Genomic DNA, 26558 nt, shown 5'->3' on the forward strand with positions numbered 1-26558 from the left:
AAAGGCGATAAAAAAAGGAGGCCGTTTGGCCTCCTTTTTTATTTACTGCTGGGTACCGTTATTTTGCAGCGTCAGCAACAGCCCGTCACGGCGCATGGCGGCCGCCTCTTCGGGTTTATGCTGCTTGTCCAGCGTATCGGCAAGCCATGCGTAGTCAAACGCGTCCGGACGCTGTTTCAGCGCCGCACGGAAGGCGAGGCTCGCCTCCTGCCATTCGCCATGCTTCATTAACGACTGACCGAGGGTGCTCCACAGCAGCGGACGATCGCCGACGCTTTTAATCTGCTGACGCAGCACTTTTTCGATTTGCTCAGGATTATTGGTTTTCAGGCGCGGGATCACCATCACCAGACGATCGTCATACTGGCGCTTCAGGCCGTCGAGGAGGATCGCCTGAGCCGTGTCATGATCGTCACATTCAATAAGATGTTCCGCCATGGCGACCTGCAGAGGAACCTGCTGGCGCGTCTTACGGCTCTGATTCTTCCACCACGTTTTCAGACCGTCGCTGCCCAGGTCGGCGCGCGCCTGATCCATCAGGCCAATCCATGCCAGACGCTGAAGCTCATCACGATGTTCATCGTCGCCCACCTCGGCTTTCGCCATCGACGGAATGATGTCCAGCAGCGAACCCCAGGCGCCGGTACGAATATACGCCTGCTCGGCAAGACGCAGCACTTCCGGATGACGTGGCGCAACTTCCAGCAGGCGATCGATACCGTGGCGAGCCGCGTGGTTCTCATTGCGTGCCAGCTGCAGGCGGACGCGGGTAATTTCCACAGGAATTGGGTCACCGGACGCCAGCTCTGCCGCCCGCTCCAGATGCTGATTAGCGCGGGCTTCGTCACCGCGCTGCTGCGCCGCTTCGGCTGCGAGCAGATAATTCACCACCGGCTGTTCAGCATGGTCGGCGTTTTTCGACATCAGCTTTTCAACCTGCTGATAGTCACCCTCAGCAAGCTTAAGCAGCGCCTGCTCGGTTTGTTTACGGGCGCGGCGGCGTTTACGTCCAACGAACCAGCCGCGCGTGTGGGCACCGGTGCGGAAAATGCGGCGCAGGATCCACTCGATCGCAAACAGCACCACCACGCCGAGGATCAGAATGATCGTCAGGCCGGTTACGCTGGTTTCAATGTTGTAGTTATCGGTCTGGATCAGGACGTAACCCTGATGGCCCGCAAGCATGGGGCCCAGCACGATCCCGGCGATCAGCAGGATGAAGAGTAAGAGAACTTTTAGCATCATTACTCTCCTTGCGGTGCGCTTTCAGGCGCCGGAGCCGGGGCAGGTGCCGCTCCGCCCGACGGCTCTGCCGGTACGCCCGGCTGCGCCAGCAGGTTACGTACGCGCGTCTGCATCAGTTTCTCCAGAATCGGCTGGCTGGCCAGCTTATCCGGCACGTTCATGGTGATGTTCTGCTGGCTCAGCTTATCAATGTCTTCGAGGAAGGCGGTGGTCGTCGCATCATCGGTGTTGTAGTAGGCGCGTACCCACGTTGAGACGTTATCCAGCGCCTGTTTGTAGGTCTCTTCCTGATGACGCGGCACGGCCTGAGCCGCCACCAGCAGGCGGGAACGGATGTTCTCGCGCAGATAGATATCCTGGTTCGGCGCCAGCAGCGGCACGGCGGTTTCGTCGCGACGGCGGATAGTGATGAAGCTGTCCATAAAGTTCTGCCAGCTTTTCTGCAGGTTTATGCGCCATTCGCTCAGGGAGCTGGAAAGCTCGGTACCGTCGGAATCCATCGGGGAGTCGTCGTCGTTATTATCCGCCAGCTGCAGGTTATCAATCTGATTCGACAGCTGGTTCACCTTGAGGATAATGCCGTCGTAATCCACCTGCGAGACGGCGGAGAGGCTAGCGATGTCCTCGGTGATCGCGCGACGTGCGGTAATGAGGCTCGGGTCGTTCATGTCTGCCAGGCTCGCATCGGCGCTTTTCAGCAGCGCGGCGGCAGTGGTGACGTCCTGATCGCTCCAGAGCTTACGTCCGGCGAGCTTCACCAGGAAGTCAGCCTGCGAGAGCAGCCAGGTTTTGGCATCGGTACCGGAAATCGTGGCGACTTTCTGCTGCACGTCGCCCAGCTGTTTAGCCAGCTCTTCCTGTTTGCTGTTCGCCTCGGCAAGCGCGGCGGCCTGCTGCTTAATCACCGTTTCCAGCTCGGTTTTCTGCGTCTCCTGCGCTTTTTGCAGGGCAGTGAGCTGATTCACCAGCGCATCGCTGGTGGACGTCTGGTTAGCGCCCTGTTGCTTCACCAGACCGTACAGGCCAACCCCTGCAGCCAGCGCAATGGCGATGGCAATCGCGCTCAGCGCGAGGCTCGTTTTGTTGCTGCCGTTTTTCTTCTCAGCGGTTTTCTCTGTCGTCTCTGGCTGTGGCGTCGTCTCCACAGTCTCCCTGGTCTCTTCAACCACGGCGGAGGATTTGTCGTGTTCCGTCATTATGGCTTCCCATTTGAGAGTTATTGTAATGCGCGCAGCAGCGCATCGTTGTCGGCGTTATCAGCGATCCGAATATCCTGCCAGCCCAGTTCCCGGGCCTGGTTCGCCAGACGCTCACTGACGACCAGAAGCCGACAGCGGAGTAACCAGTTTTCGCGATACCAGAGCGGTATCAGCGACCAAAGCTGTTGTAACATTTCACCGCTGGTGACCACCAGCGTATTAATGCCGCGCGCGTGCCAGCGCATCGCCTCTTCCGCGCCATCGTAGTGTTTTGCACAGCGCTGATAGCACTCAATGAACGTCACGTCTGCACCACGTTCACGCAGCGTTTCGCCCAGCAGCTCGCGGCCACCATTACCGCGCAAAATGAGCGCGCGCTTTCCGGCAATAGTTTGTAATTCAGGTAATTGTAGCAAGACTTCACTGATTTCCCGATCTAACGGGTAACAAACGTCCACGCTGCTTACGGTATGCAGCGCCAGTGCCGTTGTGCGGCCAATCGCGAAATAGCGGGGGGCGGCTGGCCAGGTCAAACCCTGCTGTTGCAGCTGCGCGTGGGCAAATTCCACGGCATGTTGCGACAGCGCAAACAGCAGGTCGCCTTCTTGAAGAGTATTCATCTGGTCGGCGAGCGCGGAGAGCTCCCGACCGGGGGAGAATTCAATGAGCGGAAAACTCCAGGCCACCTGCCCCAGTGCGCGCAGACGGCTCACTAACTGCTCTCCTGCGGGAGAAGGGCGGGTGACAAGAATACTCATGCAGGGGGCTCTCCATTATAAACGTCAGCCAGGATCTCGCGGGCGCCGTTATCCAGCAGTTCTTCCGCCAGCGACACGCCAAGCTGCTCGGCATCTTGCGCTTTACCGCGACGTTCGCCGCGTACCATCTGCGAACCGTCCGGGGCGCCCACCAGCGCTCGCAGCCACAGTTCGCCTTCTGTTAATTCAGCATAGCTGCCAATCGGTACCTGGCATCCCCCTTCGAGGCGGGTATTCATCGCACGCTCGGCTTTTACGCGAATAGCGGTCTCGTCATGGTTTAGCGGTGCGAGCAGTTCGCGGGTACGCGCATCGTCCAGACGGCACTCGATGCCGACGGCACCCTGTCCCACGGCCGGGAGCGACAGCTCTGGCGGCAACGCCTCGCGAATGCGCGACTCAAGCCCCAGACGCTTAAGGCCGGCAACGGCGAGGATAATGGCATCGTAATCGCCGTTATCCAGCTTGCCCAGACGCGTGCCGACGTTACCGCGCAGCGAGCGAATGATCAGGTCAGGGCGACGTTCCGCCAGCTGACACTGACGACGTAAACTGGACGTGCCAACCACGCTACCTTCTGGCAGCGCGTCGAGGGAATCATAGTGGTTAGAGACAAACGCATCGCGCGGATCTTCGCGCTCGCAGATGGTCACCAGCCCCAGCCCTTCCGGGAACTCAACGGGCACGTCTTTCATCGAATGTACGGCGATATCGGCGCGGTTCTCAAGCAATGCCAGTTCCAGTTCTTTGACAAACAGGCCTTTGCCGCCCACTTTCGCCAGGGGCGTATCGAGGATCACGTCACCGCGCGTGACCATCGGCACCAGCTCGACGCGCAATCCACTGTGGCAGGCTTCAAGGCGCTGCTTCACATAATGTGCCTGCCAGAGCGCGAGGGGGCTTTGGCGTGTGGCAATTCTCAAAACATTGTCTAACATGCTTGTTACCGTCATTATCAATCGCTAACCATCCTAACATTGTTGACTCTGGGATGGCAGTTTTACGGTTGATGAAGCGCGAGAGGGACAGGGCGGCGTATTCGTCAGCCATAGCCGTATTCAGGAATTTACACGTACAGAACGGTGCTACACTTGTATGTAGCGCATCTTTCTTTACGGTCAACCGGCAAGGTGTTAAATTGATCACGTTTTAGACCATTTTTTCGTCGGTACCACCAAAAATGATAAGGGCGAAAAAGGGTAACGGTTATCTTTTTGAAATACTGCGGGTCCGCTGTTATTCGTGTTTTGAATAGCTTGCGACACCCGGAAACATCAGGCGATACGTCTTGTACCTCTATATTGAGACTCTGAAACAGAGACTGGATGCCATTAATCAACTGCGTGTGGATCGCGCGCTTGCTGCCATGGGCCCTGCTTTCCAGCAGGTATACAGTCTGCTGCCGACATTATTGCACTATCACCATCCGCTGATGCCTGGCTACCTTGACGGTAACGTTCCCCAGGGCATTTGCCTTTTCACGCCTGATGAAACCCAACAGCATTACCTTAACGAACTGGAACTCTACCGCGGCATGCCGCCACAGGAGTCTCCAAAAGGTGAACTACCGATTACCGGCGTTTACTCGATGGGGAGCACCTCATCGGTAGGGCAAAGCTGTTCTTCGGACCTGGACATCTGGGTCTGCCATCAGTCCTGGCTCGATAACGACGAGCGTCAGCTGCTGCAGCGCAAGTGCAGCCTGCTGGAGAGCTGGGCGGCCTCGCTCGGCGTGGAAGTAAGCTTCTTCCTGATTGATGAAAACCGTTTCCGCCATAACGAAAGCGGCAGTCTGGGTGGTGAGGACTGCGGCTCGACTCAGCACATCTTACTGCTGGATGAATTTTACCGTACTGCCGTGCGTCTGGCCGGGAAGCGTATTCTGTGGAATATGGTCCCGTGCGAAGAAGAAGAGCATTACGATGACTACGTCATGTCGCTTTACGCGCAGGGCGTACTGACGCCAAACGAATGGCTGGACCTCGGCGGTCTGAGCTCTCTGTCAGCAGAAGAGTACTTTGGCGCAAGCCTCTGGCAGCTCTATAAAAGTATCGACTCGCCGTACAAAGCGGTGCTGAAAACGCTGCTGCTGGAAGCCTATTCCTGGGAATACCCCACGCCTCGCCTGCTGGCGAAAGATATCAAGCAACGTCTGCACGACGGGGAGATCGTCTCCTTCGGGCTGGACGCCTACTGCATGATGCTGGAGCGCGTGACCGAATACCTGAAAGCCATTGATGACACCACGCGTCTTGACCTGGTGCGTCGATGTTTCTATCTCAAAGTCTGTGAGAAATTGAGCCGCGAGCGCGCCTGCGTGGGCTGGCGTCGTGAAGTGGTCAGTCAGTTAGTGAAAGAGTGGGGATGGGACGAAGCGCGTCTGTCCATGCTCGACAACCGGGCCAACTGGAAAATCGATCAGGTGCGTGAAGCGCACAACGAACTGCTCGATGCGATGATGCAAAGCTATCGTAACCTGATCCGCTTTGCGCGCCGTAACAACCTCAGCGTTTCCGCCAGCCCGCAGGACATCGGGGTATTAACCCGTAAGCTGTATGCCGCGTTTGAAGCGCTGCCGGGTAAAGTCACCCTGGTTAACCCGCAGATTTCGCCAGACCTGTCAGAACCGAATCTGACCTTTATCTACGTGCCGCCGGGCCGCGCAAACCGCACCGGGTGGTATCTGTATAACCGTGCGCCAAGCATGGACTCAATCATCAGCCATCAGCCGCTGGAGTATAACCGCTACCTGAACAAGCTGGTGGCCTGGGCCTGGTTTAACGGCCTGCTGACCTCGCGCACGCGCCTGTTTATCAAAGGCAACGAGGTGGTTGATCTCGCTAAGCTGCAGGAGATGGTCGCGGATGTGTCGCACCACTTCCCGCTGCGTCTGCCTGCCCCAACGCCGAAAGCGCTCTACAGCCCGTGCGAGATTCGCCATCTGGCGATTATCGTCAACCTGGAATACGACCCGACGGCGGCCTTCCGCAATCAGGTAGTTCACTTTGACTTCCGCAAGCTGGACGTCTTCAGCTTTGGCGAGCAGCAAAACTGCCTGGTGGGCAGCGTGGATCTGCTGTACCGCAACTCGTGGAACGAAGTGCGTACCCTGCATTTCAACGGCGAGCAGGCGATGATCGAAGCGCTGAAAACGATTCTCGGCAAGATGCACCAGGATGCCGCACCGCCGGACAGCGTTGAGGTGTTCTGCTACAGCCAGCACCTGCGCGGTTTAATTCGTACCCGCGTGCAGCAGCTGGTTTCTGAGTGTATCGAACTGCGTCTCTCCAGCACCCGTCAGGAAACCGGACGCTTTAAAGCGCTGCGCGTCTCCGGCCAGACCTGGGGCCTGTTCTTCGAACGCCTGAACGTGTCGGTACAGAAGCTGGAAAACGCCATCGAGTTCTACGGCGCGATTTCACACAACAAGCTGCATGGCCTGTCGGTGCAGGTGGAAACCAACCACGTTAAGCTCCCGCAGGTGGTGGACGGATTCGCCAGCGAAGGGATTATTCAGTTCTTCTTTGAAGAGTCGGGCGATGATGCCGGGTTCAACATCTACATTCTGGATGAAACCAACCGCGCCGAGGTGTATCACCACTGTGAAGGCAGTAAAGAGGAGCTGGTGCGCGACGTCAGCCGCTTCTACTCCTCTTCGCATGACCGTTTCACCTACGGCTCAAGCTTTATCAACTTTAACCTGCCGCAGTTCTACCAGATTGTGAACGTCGACGGTCGTACGCAGGTGATCCCGTTCCGCACCCAGGCCGTAACGCCTGCCGCGCCTGCCAATCAGGACACCGCGCCGCTGCTGCAACAGTATTTCTCCTGAGCCTTTTCGCCCGCCCGGTGGCGGCTACGCCTTACCGGGCCTACAACAGCTCGAACCCGTAGGCCGGGTAAGCGCAGCGCCACCCGGCACCAAAACTATCTGAAACTCACAGCCTCACCCGCCTGCGCGGTCGCCGCCTGTTCCAGCAGATCCCAGAACGGTACGCCGCTGCGGTCGCAAACCCATTCCCCGTCCTTCAGATCGAAATGATAGCCGCCCTGTTTCGCGGCCAGCCACACCTGGTGAAGCGGCTCCTGGCGGTTAATAATAATTTTGCTGCCATTTTCGAAGCTCAGGGTCAGAATGCCGCCGTTGATTTCACAATCGATATCGCTGTCGCCATCCCAGTCGTCAAGACGCTCTTCGATGGTCATCCACAGGTTGTCGGCAAGGCGATGGAATTCACTGTCGTTCATGGTTTTGTTCCTGTTTTTCGTGATGCCGGCAGTATAACCCTAAATAATTCCCGTTGCAGGAAAGCGGCAAACTCTTGCTTTTGTGTCTTCTCCTGCGATGATAGAAACAGATTTGAACTTACGGGCAACTTTATAATGAAAAACGCTTTCCGAACGCTTGCCGTTCTCATCACGCTGTTTAGCCTGACTGGCTGCGGACTGAAGGGACCACTGTACTTCCCACCGGCGGATAAAACCGCGCCGCCGCCGACGAAACCCGCGCAAAGCGGCATTGAGTCTACCACGCCAAATACTAACGATCGTGGCGACAACGGTGGCCCGACTCAGGTTAATCTCTGACGACAACGTTCTGTACCCGCGCAATGGAGCAAATGATGCAGTTCTCTAAAATGCATGGCCTTGGCAACGATTTTATGGTCGTCGACGCGGTAACGCAGAATGTGTTTTTCTCCCCGGAACTGATCCGTCGCCTGGCGGATCGGCATCTGGGCGTGGGGTTCGATCAGCTGCTGGTGGTCGAGCCACCGTACGATCCCGACCTCGATTTCCACTACCGTATTTTTAACGCGGACGGCAGCGAAGTTAACCAGTGCGGCAACGGCGCGCGCTGTTTTGCCCGCTTTGTCCGTCTGAAAGGGCTGACCAACAAGCGTGATATTCGCGTCAGCACGGCCAATGGTCGCATGGTGCTCAGCGTCACCGATGATGAGCTGGTGCGCGTGAACATGGGCGAGCCTAACTTCGAGCCCTCCGTCGTGCCGTTTCGCGCAAACAAAGCGGAAAAGACCTATATTATGCGTGCGGCCGAGCAGACAGTATTGTGCGGCGTCGTCTCAATGGGTAACCCTCACTGCGTGATTCAGGTTGATGATGTGGAAACCGCCGCGGTCGAAACGCTCGGCCCGTTGCTGGAAAGCCACGAACGTTTCCCGGAACGCGCGAACATCGGCTTTATGCAGGTGGTGAAGCGCGAGCACATTCGCCTGCGGGTTTACGAGCGCGGCGCGGGCGAGACTCAGGCCTGCGGAAGCGGCGCCTGTGCTGCGGTGGCCGTTGGCATCTCTCAGGGGTTACTGGCAGAAGAGGTTCGCGTGGAATTACCGGGCGGCCGGCTTGATATCGCCTGGAAAGGACCGGGTCATCCACTGTATATGACTGGCCCGGCGGCACATGTCTATGACGGGTTTATCCATCTATGAAACAACCAGGGGAAGAACTGCAGGAAACAGTGACGGAACTGGACGACAGAGCTGTTGTTGATTATCTGCTGCGCAATCCTGAGTTCTTTATTCGCAATGCACGCGTCGTCGAAGAGATGCGCGTGCCGCATCCGGTTCGCGGGACCGTGTCGCTGGTCGAATGGCACATGGCGCGTTCGCGCAACCACATCAATCAGCTAGAAGAGAACATGACGCTGCTGATGGAGCAGGCCAGCACCAACGAAAGCCTGTTCTATCGTCTGCTGCATCTGCAGGCGCGTCTGGCGTCGACGCACAGTCTTGACGAGTTCCTCAGCCGCTTCCACCGCTGGGCTCGCGAGCTGGGGCTGGCGGGCGCAACGATTCGTCTTTTCCCTGACCGCTGGCGCATCGGTGCACCGTCGGGGTTCACCCATCTGGCTCTTAGCCGTCAGGCGTTTGAACCGCTGCGCATTCAGCGTCTGGGCCATGAGCACCACTATCTGGGGCCGCTGAACGGGCCTGAGCTGCTGGTGGTGTTACCGGAAGCTAAAGCGATTGGCTCGGTGGCGATGTCGCTGATGGGGCGCGATGGAGATTTGGGTGTGATGTTATTTACCAGCCGCGATGCGCATCACTATGAGCAGGGGCAAGCGACGCACCTGCTGCAGGAGATCGCCCTGATGCTGCCCGAGCTGCTGGAGCGCTGGATTGAGCGCGTATGACGGACGGACTGCTCGCCACTGACGTCTCGCGCTTTCTGCGCTATCTGGGCGTGGAGCGTCAGCTTAGCCCCATTACCCTGCTCAACTACCAGCGTCAGCTTGATGCCATCATGCAGATCGCCGACGAAATCGGCCTGAAAAGCTGGCAACAATGTGACGCTGCGACGGTACGCGGGTTCGTCGTGCGTAGCCGTAAAAAAAATCTCAGCCCGGCAAGCCTGGCGCTCAGGCTCTCGGCGCTGCGCAGTTTCTTCGACTGGCTGGTCAGCCAGGGGGGCTTAAAAGCCAACCCGGCAAAGGGGATCGCCACGCCGAAAGCGCCGCGCCATCTGCCTAAAAATATCGACGTTGACGACGTAAACCGCCTGCTGGATATCGACCTTAACGATCCGCTCGCCGTGCGCGACCGCGCGATGCTGGAGGTGATGTACGGTGCCGGGCTGCGTCTGTCCGAGCTGGTTAATCTTGATATCAAACACCTCGATCTGGAGTCCGGTGAAGTGTGGGTAATGGGCAAGGGCAGCAAAGAGCGCCGCCTGCCGATTGGCCGCAATGCAGTTTCCTGGATTGAGCACTGGCTTGACCTGCGCGGGCTGTTTGGCAGCGAAGAGGATGCGCTGTTCCTGTCGAAGCTCGGCAAGCGGATCTCCGCGCGTAACGTCCAGAAGCGCTTTGCGGAGTGGGGCATTAAGCAGGGGCTGAACAGCCACGTTCATCCGCACAAGCTGCGCCACTCCTTTGCGACACACATGCTTGAGTCGAGCGGCGATCTGCGCGGCGTGCAGGAACTGCTTGGCCACGCGAATCTGTCGACCACTCAAATCTATACCCACTTAGACTTCCAACACCTTGCCTCGGTGTATGACGCGGCGCATCCACGCGCCAAACGGGGGAAATAATGCGTTTTTACCGCCCACTTGGTCAGATCTCAGCCCTGACGTTTGACCTTGATGACACCCTTTACGACAACCGCGAGGTGATCCTGCGTACCGAGCAGGAGTCGCTGGCGTTTGTGCAGAACTACCATCCCGCGCTGAAAGCGATGCAGAACAAGGACTTTCAGAAGCTCCGTCAGTCCCTGCGGGAAACCGAGCCGGACATTTACCACGACGTGACCGAATGGCGTCGTCGTGCGGTCGAGCAGGCGATGCTCAATGCCGGCCTGAGCGCGCAGGATGCGGCCATCGGTGCCGAAGCGGCCATGGAAAACTTTGCCAAATGGCGCAGCCGTATCGACGTGCCGCAGGAGACCCACGACACGCTGGCGAAGCTTGCCGAGAAGTGGCCGCTGGTAGCCATCACCAACGGCAATGCCCAGCCCGAGCTGTTTGGCCTCAGCGATTACTTTGAATTTGTGCTGCGCGCTGGCCCGCACGGGCGCGCGAAGCCATTTAATGATATGTACCATCTGGCGGCAGATAAGCTTAACCTGCCGCTGGGTAACATTCTGCACGTGGGGGATGACCTGACCACGGACGTGGCCGGTGCTATCCGCTGCGGGATGCAGGCCTGCTGGATCAAGCCGGAAAATGCGGAGCTAATGACCGCAACCGACAGCCGTCTTCTGCCGCACGTGGAAATTTCACGGTTGGCATCCCTCACGACGCTGATATAATCATCAATTGTTCTGTATAAATTAACAGGGTTTTGGCGAATGGAAACATTTGCCCGCCCGACATGACGTGACGGTGCCAATGGACGTTTCTTACCTGCTCGACAGCCTTAATGACAAACAGCGTGACGCGGTTGCCGCCTCGCGCACCAACCTGCTGGTGCTGGCTGGAGCGGGCAGTGGTAAGACGCGCGTGCTGGTTCACCGTATCGCCTGGCTGCAGAGCGTGGAGAACTGCTCCCCGTACTCCATCATGGCGGTGACGTTTACCAACAAGGCGGCAGCAGAGATGCGCCACCGTATCGCTCAGCTGATGGGCACCAGCCAGGGCGGCATGTGGGTTGGCACCTTCCACGGCCTGGCGCACCGCCTGCTGCGCGCGCACCACATGGACGCCAACCTGCCGCAGGATTTCCAGATCCTCGACAGCGAAGACCAGCTCCGTCTGCTGAAACGCCTGATCAAGGCGATGAACCTCGATGAGAAGCAGTGGCCACCGCGTCAGGCGATGTGGTACATCAACGGCCAGAAGGACGAAGGGCTGCGCCCGCACCACATTCAGAGCTTCGGCAACCCGGTCGAGCAGACCTGGCAGAACGTCTACAAGGCCTATCAGGAAGCGTGCGATCGCGCCGGTCTGGTGGATTTTGCCGAGCTGCTGCTGCGCGCCCACGAGCTGTGGCTCAACAAGCCGCATATCCTGCAGCACTACCGTGAACGCTTCACCAATATCCTGGTGGACGAGTTCCAGGATACCAACAACATTCAGTACGCGTGGATCCGCCTGCTTGCCGGTGATACCGGCAAGGTGATGATCGTGGGCGATGATGACCAGTCGATCTACGGCTGGCGAGGGGCGCAGGTGGAGAACATCCAGCGCTTCCTCAACGATTTCCCAGGTGCACAGACCATCCGTCTGGAGCAGAACTACCGCTCAACCAGCAACATTCTGAGCGCGGCCAACGCCCTGATTGAAAACAACAACGGGCGTCTGGGTAAAAAGCTGTGGACAGACGGCGTCGACGGCGAACCGATTTCGATTTACTGCGCCTTCAACGAGCTTGACGAAGCCCGCTTCGTGGTGAACCGCATCAAAACCTGGCAGGACAACGGCGGCGCGCTGGAGCAGTGCGCCATTCTCTACCGCAGCAACGCCCAGTCGCGCGTGCTGGAAGAGGCGCTGCTGCAGGTGAGCATGCCGTACCGCATTTATGGCGGCATGCGATTCTTCGAGCGTCAGGAAATCAAAGATGCGCTGTCGTATCTGCGCCTCATTGCCAACCGTAACGACGACGCGGCGTTTGAGCGCGTGGTCAACACGCCGACCCGCGGGATTGGCGACCGCACGCTGGACGTGGTGCGTCAGGCCTCGCGCGATCGCCAGCTGACGCTGTGGCAGGCGTGCCGCGAGCTGCTGCAGGAAAAAGCGCTCGCCGGACGTGCCGCCAGCGCGTTACAGCGCTTCCTTGAGCTGATTGACGCTCTGGCGCAGGAAACCGCCGACATGCCGCTGCACGTGCAGACCGACCGGGTGATTAAAGACTCCGGCCTGCGAACCATGTACGAGCAGGAAAAAGGCGAGAAGGGCCAGACCCGTATTGAGAACTTAGAGGAACTGGTCACGGCAACGCGCCAGTTCAGCTACAACGAAGAAGACGAAGACCTGATGCCGCTGCAGGCGTTCCTCTCCCACGCCGCGCTGGAAGCGGGTGAAGGGCAGGCGGACACCTGGCAGGATGCGGTTCAGCTGATGACCCTGCACTCCGCCAAAGGTCTGGAGTTCCCGCAGGTGTTTATCGTCGGGATGGAAGAGGGGATGTTCCCGAGCCAGATGTCGCTGGATGAAGGCGGACGTCTGGAAGAGGAACGTCGTCTGGCCTACGTGGGCGTGACGCGCGCAATGCAAAAGCTGACGCTAACCTACGCCGAAACACGCCGTCTGTACGGTAAAGAGGTTTATCACCGTCCGTCGCGCTTCATCGGCGAGCTGCCGGAAGAGTGCGTAGAAGAGGTGCGTCTGCGAGCGAGCATCAGCCGTCCGGTCAGCCATCAGCGCATGGGCTCGCCGATTGCGGAAACCGACACCGGTTACAAGCTGGGCCAGCGCGTGCGCCATTCGAAGTTTGGCGAAGGCACCATTGTGAATCTGGAAGGCAGCGGCGAGCACAGCCGACTGCAGGTAGCGTTCCAGGGGCAGGGGATCAAATGGCTGGTGGCGGCCTATGCGAAGCTGGAAACAGTCTAACATTCAGAAAAATATCATTATTTTGTAATAATCTGCTAGCCTTATACAGTGAAGGTCAATTAATGCCCTTCAGCGTTCCGTTGCGTGTTGACGCCACAGTTATAGCTGGCGTAACATGCGCGCACGATTACGCTAAGAGGACATTCGCCTTGGACACACCCAGTAGATACTGGCTCAATTCCCTGTCATCCAGGAACAACTCCTAAGGCTATCTCCTCTTGCTGATGGCCTTAGTGGTTGTCAGCGACCTGCATTATTCCCGTCGCGCTGAGTCAGGCTGTTTAATGGTCTGAAACCCAATTTGTTTCTGTGTGCCCACCGAACTGTCCGATATTTTTTGCATTGGGAGTCCCGGTCATGTTGAGCGCATTTCAACTCGAAAATAACCGACTGACTCGGCTTGAAGCCGAAGAGTCACAGCCCCTCATTGATGCCGTATGGGTGGATCTGGTCGAGCCGGACGACGATGAACGCCTTCGCGTACAATCTGAACTGGGGCAAAGCCTGGCAACCCGCCCGGAACTGGAAGACATCGAAGCATCCGCGCGTTTTTTTGAAGACGAAGACGGTCTGCATATTCACTCCTTCTTCTTCTTTGAAGATGCGGAAGACCACGCGGGTAACTCCACCGTGGCGTTTACCATTCGCGACGGCCGTCTGTTTACCCTGCGCGAGCGCGAGTTGCCGGCATTTCGCCTCTACCGTATGCGCGCCCGCAGCCAGGCAATGGTGGACGGTAACGCTTACGAGCTGCTGCTCGATCTGTTCGAGACCAAAATTGAACAGCTGGCGGACGAAATTGAAAACATCTACAGCGATCTGGAAAAGCTTAGCCGCGTGATCATGGAAGGCCATCAGGGCGATGAATACGACGAAGCGCTCTCCACGCTGGCAGAGCTGGAAGATATCGGCTGGAAGGTGCGCTTGTGTCTGATGGATACCCAGCGCGCGCTGAACTTCCTGGTGCGCAAGGCGCGTCTGCCGGGCGGTCAGCTGGAGCAGGCGCGTGAGATCTTACGAGATATCGAATCCCTGCTGCCGCACAACGAATCTCTGTTCCAGAAGGTGAACTTCCTGATGCAGGCGGCGATGGGCTTTATCAACATCGAGCAGAACCGCATCATCAAGATCTTCTCGGTAGTGTCCGTGGTGTTCCTGCCGCCGACGCTGGTGGCGTCCAGCTACGGGATGAACTTTGAGTTTATGCCGGAGCTGAAATGGAGCTTTGGTTACCCGGGGGCGATTATCTTTATGATCCTCGCGGGGCTGGCGCCGTATCTGTACTTTAAGCGCCGGAACTGGCTGTAAAAATCTGGCGGGTGGCGCTGCGCTTACCCGCCTTACGATCGAATTCCCTCTCCCTGTGGGAGAGGGTTAGGGTGAGGGCAACATCACAGCCCTTTGCGCACCCTGCGCTGGGTATAAATCGCATCGGCAACGAAAATCGCCAGCGCCACCCAGATAAAGGCGAACGTCACCATCTTATCCGCCCCCGGTACCTCGCCGTAAAACACCACCGCCAGCAGGAACATCAGCGTCGGGCCAATGTACTGGAAGAAGCCCAGCGTGGAGAGACGCAGACGCGTCGCGGCACCGGTGAAGCACAGCAGTGGAATGGTGGTTACCACGCCCGCCGCCATCAGCATCAGGTTCAGCGACCACGGGTTGCTGCCAATATGGCTGGTTGGACTGTCAGCGATGCCGAAGAGATAAATCGCCGCCACGGGCAGCAGCCACAGGGTTTCAAACAGCATTCCCGTCTGCGCTTCCACCGCAATCTTCTTACGCACCAGGCCGTAGAACGCAAAGCTGAACGCCAGCCCGAGGGCAATAATCGGCAGCGAGCCGAAGGTCCAGAGCTGCACCAGTACGCCGCAGAAGGCCAGAATCACCGCCACCCACTGCATCCGGCGGAAGCGCTCACCGAGGAAAATCATCCCCAGCACGATATTCACCAGCGGGTTAATGAAGTACCCCAGGCTCGCTTCGAGCATGTGATGATTATTCACCGCCCAGATAAACAGCAGCCAGTTGCCGCCAATCAGCACCGCTGAGAGCGCCAGTAGGAAAATCTTTTTCGGGGTTTGCAGCAGCGTTTTGACGCCCGACCACTGACGGCTGAGGCTCATCAGCGCAATCATAAAGAAGAATGACCAGATAACGCGGTGAGTCAGGATCTCATCGGCCGGAACGTAGGCGATAAGCTTGAAATACGCCGGGGCGATACCCCAAATAAAATAAGCGGCAAGGGCGAGTAAAACGCCCTGCCGCGTCTGTTTAGCATCCATCGGGAAAATCCGTTACAAAAAAGTGAATTAATTTTACCCGATTTTGCCGCCTCAACCCACCATATAAGTGGCGGTTGCGCTGGCGATATACACCTGTTCTTCGTTGTGTAATTCAACGCGCGCCACGGCAACTTTATTCCCCGCACGCAGCAGGCTGCTGGTACAGGTAAAGCGATTTCCGCGCCCCGGGCGAAGATAGTCGACGCGCAAATCAATGGTGCCCATGCGCGCCAGACGCTGGCGGAGTTCGTCTTCGTTGATGGTGTCATGGCGGGTCAGCGTGCTGCCCACGCAGACCAGACCTGCCGCCACGTCCAGCGCGGAGGCAATCACGCCGCCGTGCAAAATGCTTTGCGCCCAGTTACCTACCATCATCGGCTGGTTGTTGAAGCTCAGCTGGGCAAAGTCTTTCTCGTAACGTTCCAGCTCCAGTCCCAGCGCGCGGTTAAACGGCATATGGTAAACAAAAATCTCGCCCACGAGTTTTAACACTTCTTCGGCGGTAAGCATGGCTGACATGAGGCATCACATCCTTATTGTTAACGAAATGTTGATTTTATGCCTCGGCAACAAGGAATTCCACTTTCAGAAACGAGGATGCAGCAGTTGTCGCAGAAGTCTGTAGAATGTTCGCCACATAACTATTCAGCTAATTTTACTCTTTTGCAGGAGAACACCACCGATGCGGACGTATCTGGCCTGGTTACTGGCGGCGGTTGCGCTGCCCCTCACAGCATATGCGCAGGAAGCGACGATTAAAGAGGTGCATGATAAACCTGCCGTTCACGGTAGCATTATCGCGAACCTTCTTCAGGAGCATGACAATCCGTTCACGCTCTATCCGTATGACACCAACTATGTGATTTATACCCAGACCAGCGATCTCAACAAAGAGGCGATAAGCTCCTATAACTGGTCTGATAATGCGCGTAAAGATGAGGTGAAGTTCCAGCTCAGCCTCGCGTTCCCGTTCTGGCGCGGTATTCTGGGGCCAAACTCGGTGCTCGGGGCGTCTTACACTCAGAAATCCTGGTGGCAGCTCTCTAACAGCGGAGAGTCCTCACCGTTCCGTGAAACCAACTATGAGCCGCAGCTGTTCCTCGGTTTTGCAACGGATTATGAGTTTGCGGGCTGGACGCTGCGTGACGTCGAAGTGGGCTTTAACCATGATTCCAACGGTCGCTCTGACCCGACATCCCGTAGCTGGAACCGTGCCTATACGCGCCTGATGGCGCAGAACGGTAACTGGATGGTGGAAGTGAAGCCGTGGTATGTGGTCGGCAGCACGGATGACAACCCGGACATCACCAAATATATGGGCTACTACCAGCTTAAAGTCGGCTATCAGTTAGGTGATGCCGTGCTCAGCGCCAAAGGCCAGTACAACTGGAACACCGGCTACGGCGGTGCGGAAGTGGGCTTAAGCTATCCAATGACGAAGCATGTCCGCATCTATACTCAGGTGTACAGCGGTTACGGCGAGTCGCTTATCGATTACAACTTCAACCAGACCCGCGTCGGCGTGGGCGTGATGCTGAACGATATTCTCTAGGCTGTTCGAATGTTTTTGCGTTAAACGTTGAAGTTTCTCTCTCAGGCGCTGAAAATAGCGCCTGTTTCATTTCTGGCATATGGGGTTAACGTGGCGCAGGCGGAAGTATTGAATCAGGAGTCGCTGGCTAAACAGGTTTTGCATGAAACCTTTGGCTACCAGCAGTTCCGCCCTGGCCAGGAAACCATCATTGAAACGGTGCTGGAAGGTCGTGATTGCCTGGTGGTAATGCCGACCGGTGGCGGCAAGTCCCTCTGTTATCAGGTGCCCGCGCTGGTGCTTAACGGCCTGACGGTCGTGGTATCCCCTCTCATTTCTCTGATGAAAGACCAGGTTGACCAGCTGCTCGCCAACGGCGTGGCGGCAGCCTGTCTTAACTCCACGCAAACCCGGGAGCAGCAGCAAGAGGTGATGGCCGGTTGTCGCACCGGACAGATCCGCCTGCTGTATATCGCCCCGGAACGCCTGATGCTGGATAACTTCCTCGATCATCTCGCGCACTGGAACCCGGTGCTGCTGGCGGTGGATGAAGCGCACTGTATTTCACAGTGGGGACACGATTTCCGCCCGGAATACGCCGCCCTCGGCCAGCTGCGTCAGCGCTTCCCCGAGTTGCCGTTTATGGCGCTTACCGCCACGGCAGATGACACCACGCGGCTGGATATCGTTCGCCTGCTCGGGCTGAACGACCCCTATATTCAGGTCAGCAGCTTCGACCGCCCAAACATCCGCTATATGCTGATGGAAAAATTCAAGCCGCTGGATCAGCTCCTGCGCTATGTCCAGGAGCAGCGCGGCAAGTCCGGCATCATCTACTGCAACAGCCGTGCGAAGGTGGAAGACACCGCCGCGCGTCTGCAAAACCGCGGCTTTAGCGCCGCCGCCTATCACGCCGGGTTAGAGAACCACATCCGCGCCGACGTGCAGGAGAAATTCCAGCGTGACGACCTGCAGATCGTCGTCGCGACCGTGGCGTTCGGAATGGGCATCAACAAGCCGAACGTGCGCTTTGTGGTGCATTTCGACATCCCGCGCAATATCGAATCCTACTATCAGGAAACCGGCCGCGCCGGGCGTGACGGTCTGCCTGCGGAAGCGATGCTGTTTTACGATCCGGCCGATATGGCGTGGCTGCGCCGCTGTCTGGAAGAGAAGCCGCAGGGACAGCTGCAAGATATCGAGCGCCACAAGCTCAACGCGATGGGCGCGTTTGCCGAAGCGCAAACCTGCCGTCGTCTGGTGCTGCTCAACTACTTTGGTGAAGGGCGCCAGGAGCCGTGCGGCAACTGCGATATCTGCCTCGATCCGCCAAAGCAGTACGATGGCCTGATGGACGCGCGTAAGGCGCTCTCGACCATTTACCGCGTGAACCAGCGCTTCGGGATGGGCTACGTGGTGGAGGTGCTGCGCGGTGCCAACAACCAGCGTATCCGCGATATGGGCCACGACAAGCTGCCTGTCTACGGTATTGGCAAGGATCAGAGCCACGAACACTGGGTGAGTATTATTCGCCAGCTGATCCACCTTGGCTTCGCCACGCAGAACATTGCCCAGCACTCCGCCCTGCAGCTGACCGAGGCGGCGCGTCCGGTCCTGCGCGGTGACGTTGAGCTCAAGCTCGCCGTGCCGCGCGTCATCGCCCTGAAGCCACGCGTGATGCAGAAATCCTACGGCGGCAACTACGACCGCAAGCTGTTCGCCAAACTGCGCAAGCTGCGTAAAGCCATCGCCGACGAAGAAAATATTCCGCCTTACGTGGTGTTCAACGACGCGACGCTGATCGAGATGGCCGAACAGATGCCGCTCAGCGCCAGCGAGATGCTGAGCGTCAACGGCGTGGGAACACGCAAGCTGGAGCGCTTCGGTAAAGAGTTTATGGCGCTCATCCGCTCTCACGCCGACGGTGATGATGAGGAGTAGTCAGCCGGGCGAAAAAGTGCCAGGATGATGACTCACTAAATTATTTCCCCGCGAGCTAATTATGTTAATGCTATTTCTCACCGTGGCGTTAGTGCACATCGTTGCGCTGATGAGCCCCGGCCCGGACTTTTTCTTCGTATCACAAACGGCCGTCAGCCGCTCCCGCAAAGAGGCGATGATGGGCGTGCTCGGTATCACCATGGGCGTTATGGTCTGGGCGGCGGTCGCGCTGCTCGGTCTGAACCTTATCCTGGCGAAGATGGCCTGGCTGCATAACATCATTATGGTCGGCGGCGGTCTGTACCTGTGCTGGATGGGCTACCAGATGCTGCGCGGGGCGTTGAAGAAAGAAGAGAAAAAACCGCAAGAACCAAAGGTGGAGCTGGCAACGGGCGGCCGCAGCTTTGTAAAAGGGCTGCTGACCAATCTGGCGAACCCGAAAGCCATTATCTATTTCGGCTCGGTGTTCTCGCTGTTTGTCGGCGATAGCGTCGGCGCGGGCGCACGCTGGGGAATCTTCCTGCTGATCGTCGTTGAAACCTTTGCCTGGTTTACTATCGTGGCCAGCCTGTTTGCCTTACCGGCGATGCGCCGCGGCTATCAGCGTATCGCGAAGTGGATTGACGGCTTCGCCGGCGCGCTGTTCGCCGGCTTCGGCATTCATCTCATCATTTCTCGCTAAGCGTGACGCGCTGACGCAAGCAGCGCGCCAACCAGCATAAACAGCGAGCCAAAGACTTTATTCAGGGCCTTCATCTGCTTAGGCCCTTTAATCCACGCCGCAATTCGCTGCGCCAGCGTCGCGTAACCAATCATCACGATGATATCGACGATAATAGTGGTCGCGCCCAGCACCACGTACTGCATCACCTGGGGCTGATGCGGAACGATAAACTGCGGGAACAGCGCGGCGAGGAACACGATGCTCTTCGGGTTGGTCAGGTTGACGAATACCGCACGTTTAAACAGATGGCCGCGGTTTTGCGTCAGAGCCAGCGTATTCAGGTTGATGGAGCCTGCCGCGCGCCACTGCTGGATGCCGAGCCAAATCAGATACGCTGCCCCGGCCCATTTCAGCACCTCAAAGGCCAGCACGGAGCGGGAGAACAGGGTCCCCAGACCGATCCCGACCAGCACAATATGAATACCCAGCCCGGTCTGCAAACCGGCAATCGATGCCGCCGCACCGCGATAGCCGTGATTGATGGAGGTGGTCATGGTGTTAATAGCCCCCGAGCCCGGAGAAAGGCTGAGGATAATGGATGTCAGCAGGTAGGCGAACCACCATTCGAAGGTCATTTGAAACTCCCGAACCGTCTATTTTTATGCCACAATACGCTATTATTGAGTCATTTTGTGACCGGTGACGAAAAAAACGATATTCCCTGGATTACGTGAGTGGAAACCCAATGTTTCAGCAGAAAAAGGACTGGGAAACACGAGAAAACGCTTTTGCTGCTTTCTCTATGGGGCCGCTGACCGATTTCTGGCGGCAGCGTGAGGAAGATGAGTTTACGGGCGTCGGGGGCATCCCGGTGCGTTTCGTTCGTTTCCGAAATGAAAAAAATGACCGGGTGATTGTGGTCTGCCCCGGGCGTATTGAAAGCTACGTTAAATACGCCGAGCTGGCCTATGACCTGGTCCATATGGGGTTCGATGTCCTGATCATCGACCATCGTGGACAGGGGCTGTCCGGACGTATGCTGCCGGACACGCACCGTGGGCACGTCGATCGCTTCAGCGATTACGTCGACGATTTTGCCGCGTTCTGGCAGCAGGACGTTCAGCCCGGCCCCTGGCGCAAGCGGTATATTCTTGCGCACTCCATGGGCGGCGCCATTTCGACGCTGTTTTTGCAGCGTTATGCGCACGAGTGCGACGCCATTGCGCTCACCGCGCCGATGTACGGTATCGTGATCCGTTTTCCTGACTGGATGGTGCGCCATCTTCTTGACTGGGCTGAGGGCCATCAGCGCATTCGTGAAGGTTACGCCATTGGCACAGGACGCTGGCGCGCGCTGCCGTTCGCCATCAACGTCTTAACCCATAGCCGGCAGCGTTATCGCCGCAACCTGCGCTTTTATGCCGATGAACCGCGCTTGCGCGTCGGCGGCCCGACCTGGCACTGGGTGCGGGAGGGGATTCTGGCCGGTGAGCAGGTGCTGGCGGGCGTGGGCGATGATGACACGCCGACGCTTCTGATCCAGGCGGAAGAAGAGCGTGTGGTGGATAACCGCATGCATGACCGCTATTGTGAACTGCGCGCTGCAGCCGGTCACCCTTGTGAAGGGGGTAAACCGCTGGTCATTAACGGCGCGTTCCATGAGATCCTTTTTGAAAAGGACGCTATGCGCTCAGTCGCGCTTAACGCCATTGTTGAATTTTTCAACAGGCATAATTGATTCTTGTTTTCCACCAGAGGTTGAAATCCCTATGTACCAGGTTGTTGCATCTGATTTAGATGGCACGCTGCTTTCCCCCGACCACACCCTGTCGCCTTACGCGAAAGAGACCTTAAAACTCCTGACTGCCCGTGGCGTGAACTTTGTGTTCGCCACCGGCCGCCACCACGTGGACGTGGGGCAGATCCGCGATAATCTTGAGATCAAATCGTACATGATCACCTCCAACGGTGCGCGCGTGCATGATACCGACGGCAACCTGATCTTTACCCACAATCTGGATCGCGATATTGCCGCCGATCTGTTCGGCGTGGTGCATGACAACCCGGCTATCGTTACTAACGTTTACCGCGACGACGACTGGTTTATGAACCGCCACCGCCCGGATGAAATGCGTTTCTTCAAGGAAGCGGTATTCAACTACTCCCTTTACGAACCGGGCCTGCTGGAGCCGGAAGGGATCAGCAAGGTGTTCTTCACCTGTGACAGCCACGAAGAGCTGCTCCCGCTGGAACAGGCGATCAACGCCCGCTGGGGCGATCGCGTCAACGTGAGCTTCTCAACCCTGACCTGTCTGGAAGTAATGGCGGGTGGCGTCTCCAAAGGTCACGCGCTGGAAGCGGTTGCGAAACGTCTGGGCTTCGGGCTGAAAGACTGTATCGCCTTCGGTGACGGCATGAACGACGCCGAGATGCTTTCGATGGCGGGCAAGGGCTGCATCATGCAGAACGCGCACCAGCGTCTGAAGGATCTGCACCCTGAGCTGGAAGTGATTGGTTCTAACGCTGACAACGCGGTACCGAAGTATCTGCGTAAACTGTTCCTTGAATAAACTTCATTCGGTTGTTTATTGCTCAGTTGTCAACTAAAGAGTTCGCTACAATGCCTCTCCTTCTTTCTGAGAGACAAGCATTGTGGCGCTACTCATTATCACCACTATCCTGTGGGCCTTCTCCTTTAGCCTGATTGGCGAATACCTTGCCGGTTCGGTCGACAGCTACTTCTCGGTGCTGATGCGCGTCGGGCTGGCGGCGCTGGTGTTCCTGCCGTTTCTGCGCACGCGCGGACAATCGCTGAAAACGATAGTGCTGTATATGCTGGTGGGAGCGATGCAGCTCGGCATCATGTATCTGTTCAGCTTCCGGGCCTACGTCTACCTGTCCGTCTCCGAATTCCTGCTCTTTACCGTGCTGACGCCGCTCTACATCACGCTGATATACGATCTGCTGAGTAAACGCCGTCTGCGCTGGGGATACCTGCTGAGCGCGGCGCTAGCTGTGATTGGTGCGGCGATTATTCGCTACGACAAAGTGAGCGATCACTTCTGGACCGGGCTGATGTTCGTCCAGCTCGCCAACATCAGTTTCGCTATCGGCATGGTGGGCTACAAACGCCTGATGGAAACCCGCCCGATGCCGCAGCATAACGCGTTTGCCTGGTTCTATATGGGCGCCGCGATTGTCGCGGTGGCGGCGTGGTTTATGCTCGGTAATCCGCAAAAGCTGCCGACCACCGCCGTGCAGTGGGCCGTTCTGGTCTGGCTGGGCGTAGTGGCGTCAGGGTTGGGATACTTCATGTGGAACTACGGCGCTACGCAGGTAGACGCCGGTACGCTGGGGATCATGAACAACGTGCATGTCCCGGCAGGGTTGCTGGTCAACCTCGCCATCTGGCAGCAACAGCCGCACTGGCCGAGCTTCCTTATTGGGGGAGCGGTGATCCTGGCTTCGCTGTGGGTCCATCGCCGATGGGTCGCTCCGCGCTCCGCACAAACGGAAGATGGTCGCACGCGTGGTTCCGCGCTGAGCGAATAAACGCCTCCGTAATCGGCTGACGCTGCTCGCCATCGCGCACGGCGGCGTACAGTCGGCTCCACAGTCCTTCACCCAGGGTTTTGGTCTGCACCAGACCCTGGCGTTCAAAACTCTCCACCACCCAGTGCGGCAGCGCCGCGATACCCATTCTGGCCGCCACCATCTGAATCAGCAGCAGGGTGTTATCCACGCTTTTCAGCTGCGGACTGATGCCTGCCGGCTGCAGGAAGTGGCGCCAGATATCCAGACGACTGCGCTGGACCGGGTAAATCAGCAGCGTTTCTGTCGCCAGGTCTTCCGGCGTGATGCGCGTTTTGGCGGCCAGCGGGTGGTCCGGCGCCAGCACCAGGCGCACTTCATAATCAAACATCGGCGAATAGTGCAGGCCGCTGCGCGGCAGGATGTCAGAGGTCATGACCAGATCCAGCTCGCCCTGCTGCAGCGACGGCTGCGGGTCAAAGGTCACGCCGGATTTGAAGTCCATCTCCACCTGCGGCCACTTCTGACGGAAGTTCTCAAGCGCGGGGGTTAGCCACTGAATACAGCTGTGGCACTCAATGGCGATACGCAGTTTGGTCTGCTGCGGTTCGTTACACGCCTGCAGCGCGCTGGCGATTTGCGGCAGGACCTGATTCGCCAGCTGAAGGAGAATTTCACCCTGCGGCGTAAAGCGTAGCGGCTGGCTCTTACGCACAAAAAGACGGAAGCCGAGGCGTTGTTCCAGATCGCTGAACTGGTGAGAAAGGGCAGACTGGGTCTGGTGCAGCGTGGCCGCAGCAGCCGCGAGCGAACCGCAGTTCCGCAACGCTTGTAGCGTTTTCAGGTGTTTAATCTCGATCATGAAAGTCCTTCACTTCGCCATGAACATTTTGCGCTTGAGGAATATACAGTAACTGCCAATTATGGATGTGTAAACATCTGGACGGCTAAAATCCTTCGTCTTTTAAATTTATGGTGCGTTGGCTGCGTTTACTCACCCCGGTCACTTACTCATATAAGCTCCCGGGGATGAGCAAACTTGCCGCCTTCCCTAAATTCAAAATCCAAAGGATTTACAATTAATTAGAGGAAGAAAAACATGACAATCCGCAATCACACTCTCGGTTTCCCTCGCGTCGGCCTGCGTCGCGAGCTGAAAAAAGCGCAAGAAAGCTACTGGGCGGGTAATGCCACCCGTGAAGAGCTGCTGACGGTAGGACGCGAGCTGCGCGCCCGCCACTGGGATCAGCAAAAACAGGCGGGCATTGACCTGCTGCCGGTGGGCGATTTCGCCTGGTACGACCATGTTCTGACGACCAGCCTGCTGCTTGGCAACGTGCCGGCTCGTCATCAGAACAACGATGGATCGGTAGATATCGATACTCTGTTCCGCATCGGCCGTGGCCGCGCGCCAACGGGGGAGCCAGCGGCAGCGGCGGAAATGACCAAGTGGTTCAACACCAACTATCACTATATGGTGCCGGAATTCGTCAAAGGCCAGCAGTTCAGGCTGGCCTGGACGGAGCTTCTGGACGAAGTGGATGAAGCGCTGGCGCTGGGCCACCAGGTGAAGCCGGTGCTGCTCGGGCCGGTAACGTACCTGTGGCTGGGCAAAGTAAAGGGCGAGCCGTTTGACCGACTCAGCCTGCTGAAGGATATTCTGCCGGTCTACAAACAGGTGCTGAGTGAGCTGGGCAAACGCGGCATTCAGTGGGTGCAAATCGACGAACCGGCGCTGGTGCTTGAGCTGCCGCAGGATTGGCTCGATGCCTTCAAACCGGCGTATGACGCGCTCACCGGTCAGGTAAAACTCCTGCTGACGACCTATTTTGAAGGCGTGACGCCGAACCTGAAGACCATTACCGCGCTGCCGGTTCAAGGCCTGCACGTTGATCTCGTACACGGTAAAGACGATGTCGCGGAACTGCACAAGCGCCTGCCAGCGGACTGGCTGCTCTCTGCCGGGCTGATCAATGGCCGTAACGTCTGGCGCGCCGATCTCACCGAGAAATACGCACAAATCAAAGACATCGTCGACAAACGTGAGCTGTGGGTGGCCTCATCTTGTTCCCTGCTGCACAGTCCGATCGATCTGAGCGTGGAAACCCGTCTCGACCCTGAAGTAAAAAGCTGGTTTGCCTTCGCGCTGCAAAAATGTGAAGAGCTGACCCTGCTGCGCGACGCGCTGAACAGCGGCGACACGGCGGCAATTACCGAATGGAGCGCCCCGATCCAGGCGCGCCGTCACTCGGCGCGCGTGCACAACCCGGCGGTGGAAAAACGCCTGGCGGCCATCACCGCCCGGGACAGCCAGCGTCAGAGTCCGTACGAGGTGCGCGCTGAAGCGCAGCGTGCCCGCTTCAGTCTGCCCGCGTGGCCAACAACGACGATCGGCTCTTTCCCGCAAACGACGGAGATCCGCGGCCTGCGCCTGGACTTTAAAAAGGGCAATCTGGATGCGAATCACTACCGCACCGGCATCGCGGAACACATCAAGCAGGCGATTATCGAGCAGGAGCGCCTGGGGCTGGACGTGCTGGTGCACGGCGAGGCCGAGCGTAACGACATGGTAGAATACTTCGGCGAGCACCTGGACGGCTTCGTCTTTACCCAGAACGGCTGGGTGCAGAGCTACGGCTCCCGCTGCGTCAAGCCGCCGGTGGTTATCGGTGACGTCAGCCGCCCGGAAGCGATCACCGTGGAGTGGGCGAAGTATGCCCAGTCCCTGACCGACAAGCCGGTAAAAGGGATGCTGACCGGTCCGGTGACCATTCTCTGCTGGTCGTTCCCGCGTGAAGACGTGACCCGTGAAACCATCGCCAAACAGATTGCCCTGGCGCTGCGTGATGAAGTGGCGGATCTGGAAGCGGCAGGCATTGGCATTATCCAGATTGACGAGCCGGCGCTGCGCGAAGGCCTGCCGCTGCGCCGCAGCGACTGGGATGCCTACCTGCAGTGGGGCGTGGAGGCGTTCCGCATCAACGCTGCGGTGGCGAAGGATGACACCCAGATCCACACCCACATGTGTTACTGCGAATTTAACGACATCATGGATTCGATTGCCGCGCTGGACGCCGACGTGATCACCATCGAGACCTCGCGTTCAGACATGGAGCTGCTGGAGTCGTTTGAAGAGTTCGACTACCCGAATGAAATCGGGCCGGGCGTGTACGACATTCACTCCCCGAACGTGCCGAGCGTGGAGTGGATTGAAGCCCTGCTGAAAAAAGCGGCCCAGCGCATTCCGTCAGAACGCCTGTGGGTGAACCCGGACTGCGGACTGAAAACCCGCGGCTGGCCGGAGACGCGCGCGGCGCTGGCGAACATGGTGAAGGCGGCGCAGAACCTGCGTCAGGCGTAGCGGTGCTGGATTGCCGGGTGGCGACAACGCTT

25 protein-coding genes are annotated in these 26558 nt (G+C 57.9%); 16 read left to right on the plus strand and 9 right to left on the minus strand.

The features are described 5' to 3' along the window. Window positions 1–42: 42 nt before the first annotated feature. From hemY to hemC, 4 genes are read right to left on the minus strand one after another with little or no spacing between them, the layout of a single operon-like run. Window positions 43–1242: a protoheme IX biogenesis protein HemY gene (gene hemY / locus AC1VYI_RS02245; protein WP_134867408.1), complete on the minus strand. Its 1200-nt coding sequence runs from the start codon at window positions 1240–1242 to the stop codon at window positions 43–45. 2 nt (window positions 1243–1244) lie between these two features. Then, window positions 1245–2441, minus strand: a complete 1197-nt coding sequence (hemX, locus tag AC1VYI_RS02250; RefSeq protein ID WP_045357194.1) for a uroporphyrinogen-III C-methyltransferase — start codon at window positions 2439–2441, stop codon at window positions 1245–1247. A 20-nt stretch (window positions 2442–2461) separates the two neighbouring features. Further along, complete coding sequence (gene hemD, locus AC1VYI_RS02255; protein ID WP_134867030.1) at window positions 2462–3202, minus strand: uroporphyrinogen-III synthase; 741 nt, start codon at window positions 3200–3202, stop codon at window positions 2462–2464. After that, the gene (gene hemC / locus AC1VYI_RS02260) at window positions 3199–4140 is read right to left on the minus strand and encodes a hydroxymethylbilane synthase (RefSeq protein WP_032667978.1); all 942 of its coding nucleotides are present in this window, start codon (window positions 4138–4140) and stop codon (window positions 3199–3201) included. The genes hemD and hemC overlap by 4 nt, the downstream gene beginning before the upstream one ends. A gap of 350 nt (window positions 4141–4490) precedes the next feature. Between hemC and cyaA the strand changes: the two genes are divergently transcribed. Further along, window positions 4491–7034, plus strand: a complete 2544-nt coding sequence (gene cyaA, locus AC1VYI_RS02265; protein WP_023309629.1) for a class I adenylate cyclase — start codon at window positions 4491–4493, stop codon at window positions 7032–7034. A 95-nt stretch (window positions 7035–7129) separates the two neighbouring features. Here the strand turns inward: cyaA and cyaY are convergent, their stop codons facing one another. Next, window positions 7130–7450 (minus strand): iron donor protein CyaY, encoded by a 321-nt coding sequence (gene cyaY / locus AC1VYI_RS02270; RefSeq protein WP_023333807.1) that lies wholly within the window; start codon window positions 7448–7450, stop codon window positions 7130–7132. A 135-nt stretch (window positions 7451–7585) separates the two neighbouring features. Here cyaY and lptM point away from each other — a divergent pair, with 135 nt between their 5' ends. From lptM to corA, 8 genes are all read left to right on the plus strand, one after another. Further along, window positions 7586–7789, plus strand: a complete 204-nt coding sequence (lptM, locus tag AC1VYI_RS02275; protein WP_045403858.1) for an LPS translocon maturation chaperone LptM — start codon at window positions 7586–7588, stop codon at window positions 7787–7789. A 35-nt stretch (window positions 7790–7824) separates the two neighbouring features. After that, window positions 7825–8649 (plus strand): diaminopimelate epimerase, encoded by an 825-nt coding sequence (dapF, locus tag AC1VYI_RS02280; RefSeq protein WP_134867409.1) that lies wholly within the window; start codon window positions 7825–7827, stop codon window positions 8647–8649. Further along, window positions 8646–9353 (plus strand): DUF484 domain-containing protein, encoded by a 708-nt coding sequence (locus tag AC1VYI_RS02285; RefSeq protein ID WP_134867031.1) that lies wholly within the window; start codon window positions 8646–8648, stop codon window positions 9351–9353. The genes dapF and AC1VYI_RS02285 overlap by 4 nt, the downstream gene beginning before the upstream one ends. Next, window positions 9350–10252, plus strand: a complete 903-nt coding sequence (gene xerC, locus AC1VYI_RS02290) for a tyrosine recombinase XerC (protein ID WP_023309625.1) — start codon at window positions 9350–9352, stop codon at window positions 10250–10252. Before AC1VYI_RS02285 ends, xerC begins: the two co-directional genes overlap by 4 nt. Further along, a complete protein-coding gene (gene yigB / locus AC1VYI_RS02295) occupies window positions 10252–10968 on the plus strand; it encodes a 5-amino-6-(5-phospho-D-ribitylamino)uracil phosphatase YigB (RefSeq protein WP_023309624.1) in 717 nt (238 codons plus the stop codon). The genes xerC and yigB overlap by 1 nt, the downstream gene beginning before the upstream one ends. A gap of 79 nt (window positions 10969–11047) precedes the next feature. Then, window positions 11048–13210 carry a DNA helicase II gene (uvrD, locus tag AC1VYI_RS02300; protein ID WP_023333805.1) on the plus strand — a complete coding sequence of 721 codons (2163 nt, stop codon included), beginning with the start codon at window positions 11048–11050 and terminating at the stop codon, window positions 13208–13210. A gap of 149 nt (window positions 13211–13359) precedes the next feature. Next, a complete protein-coding gene (gene ysgD / locus AC1VYI_RS02305) occupies window positions 13360–13416 on the plus strand; it encodes a YsgD/CorL family protein (protein ID WP_212743980.1) in 57 nt (18 codons plus the stop codon). A gap of 151 nt (window positions 13417–13567) precedes the next feature. Continuing rightward, a complete protein-coding gene (corA, locus tag AC1VYI_RS02310) occupies window positions 13568–14518 on the plus strand; it encodes a magnesium/cobalt transporter CorA (RefSeq protein WP_008501540.1) in 951 nt (316 codons plus the stop codon). Window positions 14519–14601: 83 nt separating this feature from the next. Here corA and rarD read toward each other — a convergent pair whose 3' ends face one another. Together rarD and yigI are read right to left on the minus strand one after the other, a co-directional pair. Continuing rightward, window positions 14602–15498 carry an EamA family transporter RarD gene (gene rarD / locus AC1VYI_RS02315; protein WP_047743377.1) on the minus strand — a complete coding sequence of 299 codons (897 nt, stop codon included), beginning with the start codon at window positions 15496–15498 and terminating at the stop codon, window positions 14602–14604. A gap of 51 nt (window positions 15499–15549) precedes the next feature. Next, entirely contained in the window at window positions 15550–16017 is a 468-nt protein-coding gene (gene yigI, locus AC1VYI_RS02320) for an acyl-CoA thioesterase YigI (protein ID WP_008501538.1), read from the minus strand. A gap of 163 nt (window positions 16018–16180) precedes the next feature. Here yigI and pldA point away from each other — a divergent pair, with 163 nt between their 5' ends. From pldA to rhtC, 3 genes are all read left to right on the plus strand, one after another. Further along, the gene (gene pldA / locus AC1VYI_RS02325; protein ID WP_045357184.1) at window positions 16181–17050 is read left to right on the plus strand and encodes a phospholipase A; all 870 of its coding nucleotides are present in this window, start codon (window positions 16181–16183) and stop codon (window positions 17048–17050) included. Between the two features lie 90 nt (window positions 17051–17140). Further along, on the plus strand, window positions 17141–18970 hold the full coding sequence (gene recQ, locus AC1VYI_RS02330; protein ID WP_047345452.1) for an ATP-dependent DNA helicase RecQ: 1830 nt from the start codon (window positions 17141–17143) through the stop codon (window positions 18968–18970). A gap of 61 nt (window positions 18971–19031) precedes the next feature. Next, complete coding sequence (gene rhtC / locus AC1VYI_RS02335; RefSeq protein WP_025757538.1) at window positions 19032–19652, plus strand: threonine export protein RhtC; 621 nt, start codon at window positions 19032–19034, stop codon at window positions 19650–19652. On the opposite strand, the gene rhtB is transcribed toward rhtC, so the two are convergent. Then, window positions 19649–20269: a homoserine/homoserine lactone efflux protein gene (gene rhtB, locus AC1VYI_RS02340; RefSeq protein ID WP_045357175.1), complete on the minus strand. Its 621-nt coding sequence runs from the start codon at window positions 20267–20269 to the stop codon at window positions 19649–19651. The genes rhtC and rhtB overlap by 4 nt on opposite strands. A gap of 110 nt (window positions 20270–20379) precedes the next feature. On the opposite strand from rhtB, the gene pldB reads away from it, so the two are divergent. From pldB to AC1VYI_RS02355, 3 genes are all read left to right on the plus strand, one after another. Beyond that, window positions 20380–21372 (plus strand): lysophospholipase L2, encoded by a 993-nt coding sequence (gene pldB, locus AC1VYI_RS02345; RefSeq protein ID WP_029741832.1) that lies wholly within the window; start codon window positions 20380–20382, stop codon window positions 21370–21372. Window positions 21373–21403: 31 nt separating this feature from the next. Continuing rightward, window positions 21404–22204, plus strand: coding sequence for a sugar/pyridoxal phosphate phosphatase YigL (gene yigL / locus AC1VYI_RS02350; RefSeq protein ID WP_023309618.1), 801 nt, complete (start codon window positions 21404–21406; stop codon window positions 22202–22204). An 82-nt stretch (window positions 22205–22286) separates the two neighbouring features. After that, entirely contained in the window at window positions 22287–23186 is a 900-nt protein-coding gene (locus AC1VYI_RS02355) for a carboxylate/amino acid/amine transporter (protein ID WP_134867032.1), read from the plus strand. Here AC1VYI_RS02355 and metR read toward each other — a convergent pair. Beyond that, window positions 23074–24027, minus strand: coding sequence for an HTH-type transcriptional regulator MetR (metR, locus tag AC1VYI_RS02360; protein ID WP_023309616.1), 954 nt, complete (start codon window positions 24025–24027; stop codon window positions 23074–23076). The genes AC1VYI_RS02355 and metR overlap by 113 nt on opposite strands. 237 nt (window positions 24028–24264) lie before the next feature. On the opposite strand from metR, the gene metE reads away from it, so the two are divergent. Beyond that, window positions 24265–26526, plus strand: coding sequence for a 5-methyltetrahydropteroyltriglutamate--homocysteine S-methyltransferase (gene metE, locus AC1VYI_RS02365; RefSeq protein ID WP_226484421.1), 2262 nt, complete (start codon window positions 24265–24267; stop codon window positions 26524–26526). Window positions 26527–26558 lie beyond the last annotated feature (32 nt).

The organism is Enterobacter sp. QK-SA4, assembly GCF_056856775.1.

Bases quoted from the DNA above. Each gene is read 5' to 3' on its own strand.
- hemD (WP_134867030.1), bottom strand. From the start codon at position 3,202: ATGAGTATTCTTGTCACCCGCCCTTCTCCCGCAGGAGAGCAGTTAGTG.
- dapF (WP_134867409.1), top strand. From the start codon at position 7,825: ATGCAGTTCTCTAAAATGCATGGCCTTGGCAACGATTTTATGGTCGTC.
- xerC (WP_023309625.1), top strand. From the start codon at position 9,350: ATGACGGACGGACTGCTCGCCACTGACGTCTCGCGCTTTCTGCGCTAT.
- AC1VYI_RS02285 (WP_134867031.1), top strand. From the start codon at position 8,646: ATGAAACAACCAGGGGAAGAACTGCAGGAAACAGTGACGGAACTGGAC.
- yigI (WP_008501538.1), bottom strand. From the start codon at position 16,017: ATGTCAGCCATGCTTACCGCCGAAGAAGTGTTAAAACTCGTGGGCGAG.
- rhtB (WP_045357175.1), bottom strand. From the start codon at position 20,269: ATGACCTTCGAATGGTGGTTCGCCTACCTGCTGACATCCATTATCCTC.
- yigL (WP_023309618.1), top strand. From the start codon at position 21,404: ATGTACCAGGTTGTTGCATCTGATTTAGATGGCACGCTGCTTTCCCCC.
- pldB (WP_029741832.1), top strand. From the start codon at position 20,380: ATGTTTCAGCAGAAAAAGGACTGGGAAACACGAGAAAACGCTTTTGCT.
- hemX (WP_045357194.1), bottom strand. From the start codon at position 2,441: ATGACGGAACACGACAAATCCTCCGCCGTGGTTGAAGAGACCAGGGAG.
- hemY (WP_134867408.1), bottom strand. From the start codon at position 1,242: ATGCTAAAAGTTCTCTTACTCTTCATCCTGCTGATCGCCGGGATCGTG.
- metE (WP_226484421.1), top strand. From the start codon at position 24,265: ATGACAATCCGCAATCACACTCTCGGTTTCCCTCGCGTCGGCCTGCGT.
- lptM (WP_045403858.1), top strand. From the start codon at position 7,586: ATGAAAAACGCTTTCCGAACGCTTGCCGTTCTCATCACGCTGTTTAGC.
- hemC (WP_032667978.1), bottom strand. From the start codon at position 4,140: ATGTTAGACAATGTTTTGAGAATTGCCACACGCCAAAGCCCCCTCGCG.
- rhtC (WP_025757538.1), top strand. From the start codon at position 19,032: ATGTTAATGCTATTTCTCACCGTGGCGTTAGTGCACATCGTTGCGCTG.
- pldA (WP_045357184.1), top strand. From the start codon at position 16,181: ATGCGGACGTATCTGGCCTGGTTACTGGCGGCGGTTGCGCTGCCCCTC.
- cyaY (WP_023333807.1), bottom strand. From the start codon at position 7,450: ATGAACGACAGTGAATTCCATCGCCTTGCCGACAACCTGTGGATGACC.
- uvrD (WP_023333805.1), top strand. From the start codon at position 11,048: ATGGACGTTTCTTACCTGCTCGACAGCCTTAATGACAAACAGCGTGAC.
- yigB (WP_023309624.1), top strand. From the start codon at position 10,252: ATGCGTTTTTACCGCCCACTTGGTCAGATCTCAGCCCTGACGTTTGAC.
- metR (WP_023309616.1), bottom strand. From the start codon at position 24,027: ATGATCGAGATTAAACACCTGAAAACGCTACAAGCGTTGCGGAACTGC.
- corA (WP_008501540.1), top strand. From the start codon at position 13,568: ATGTTGAGCGCATTTCAACTCGAAAATAACCGACTGACTCGGCTTGAA.
- rarD (WP_047743377.1), bottom strand. From the start codon at position 15,498: ATGGATGCTAAACAGACGCGGCAGGGCGTTTTACTCGCCCTTGCCGCT.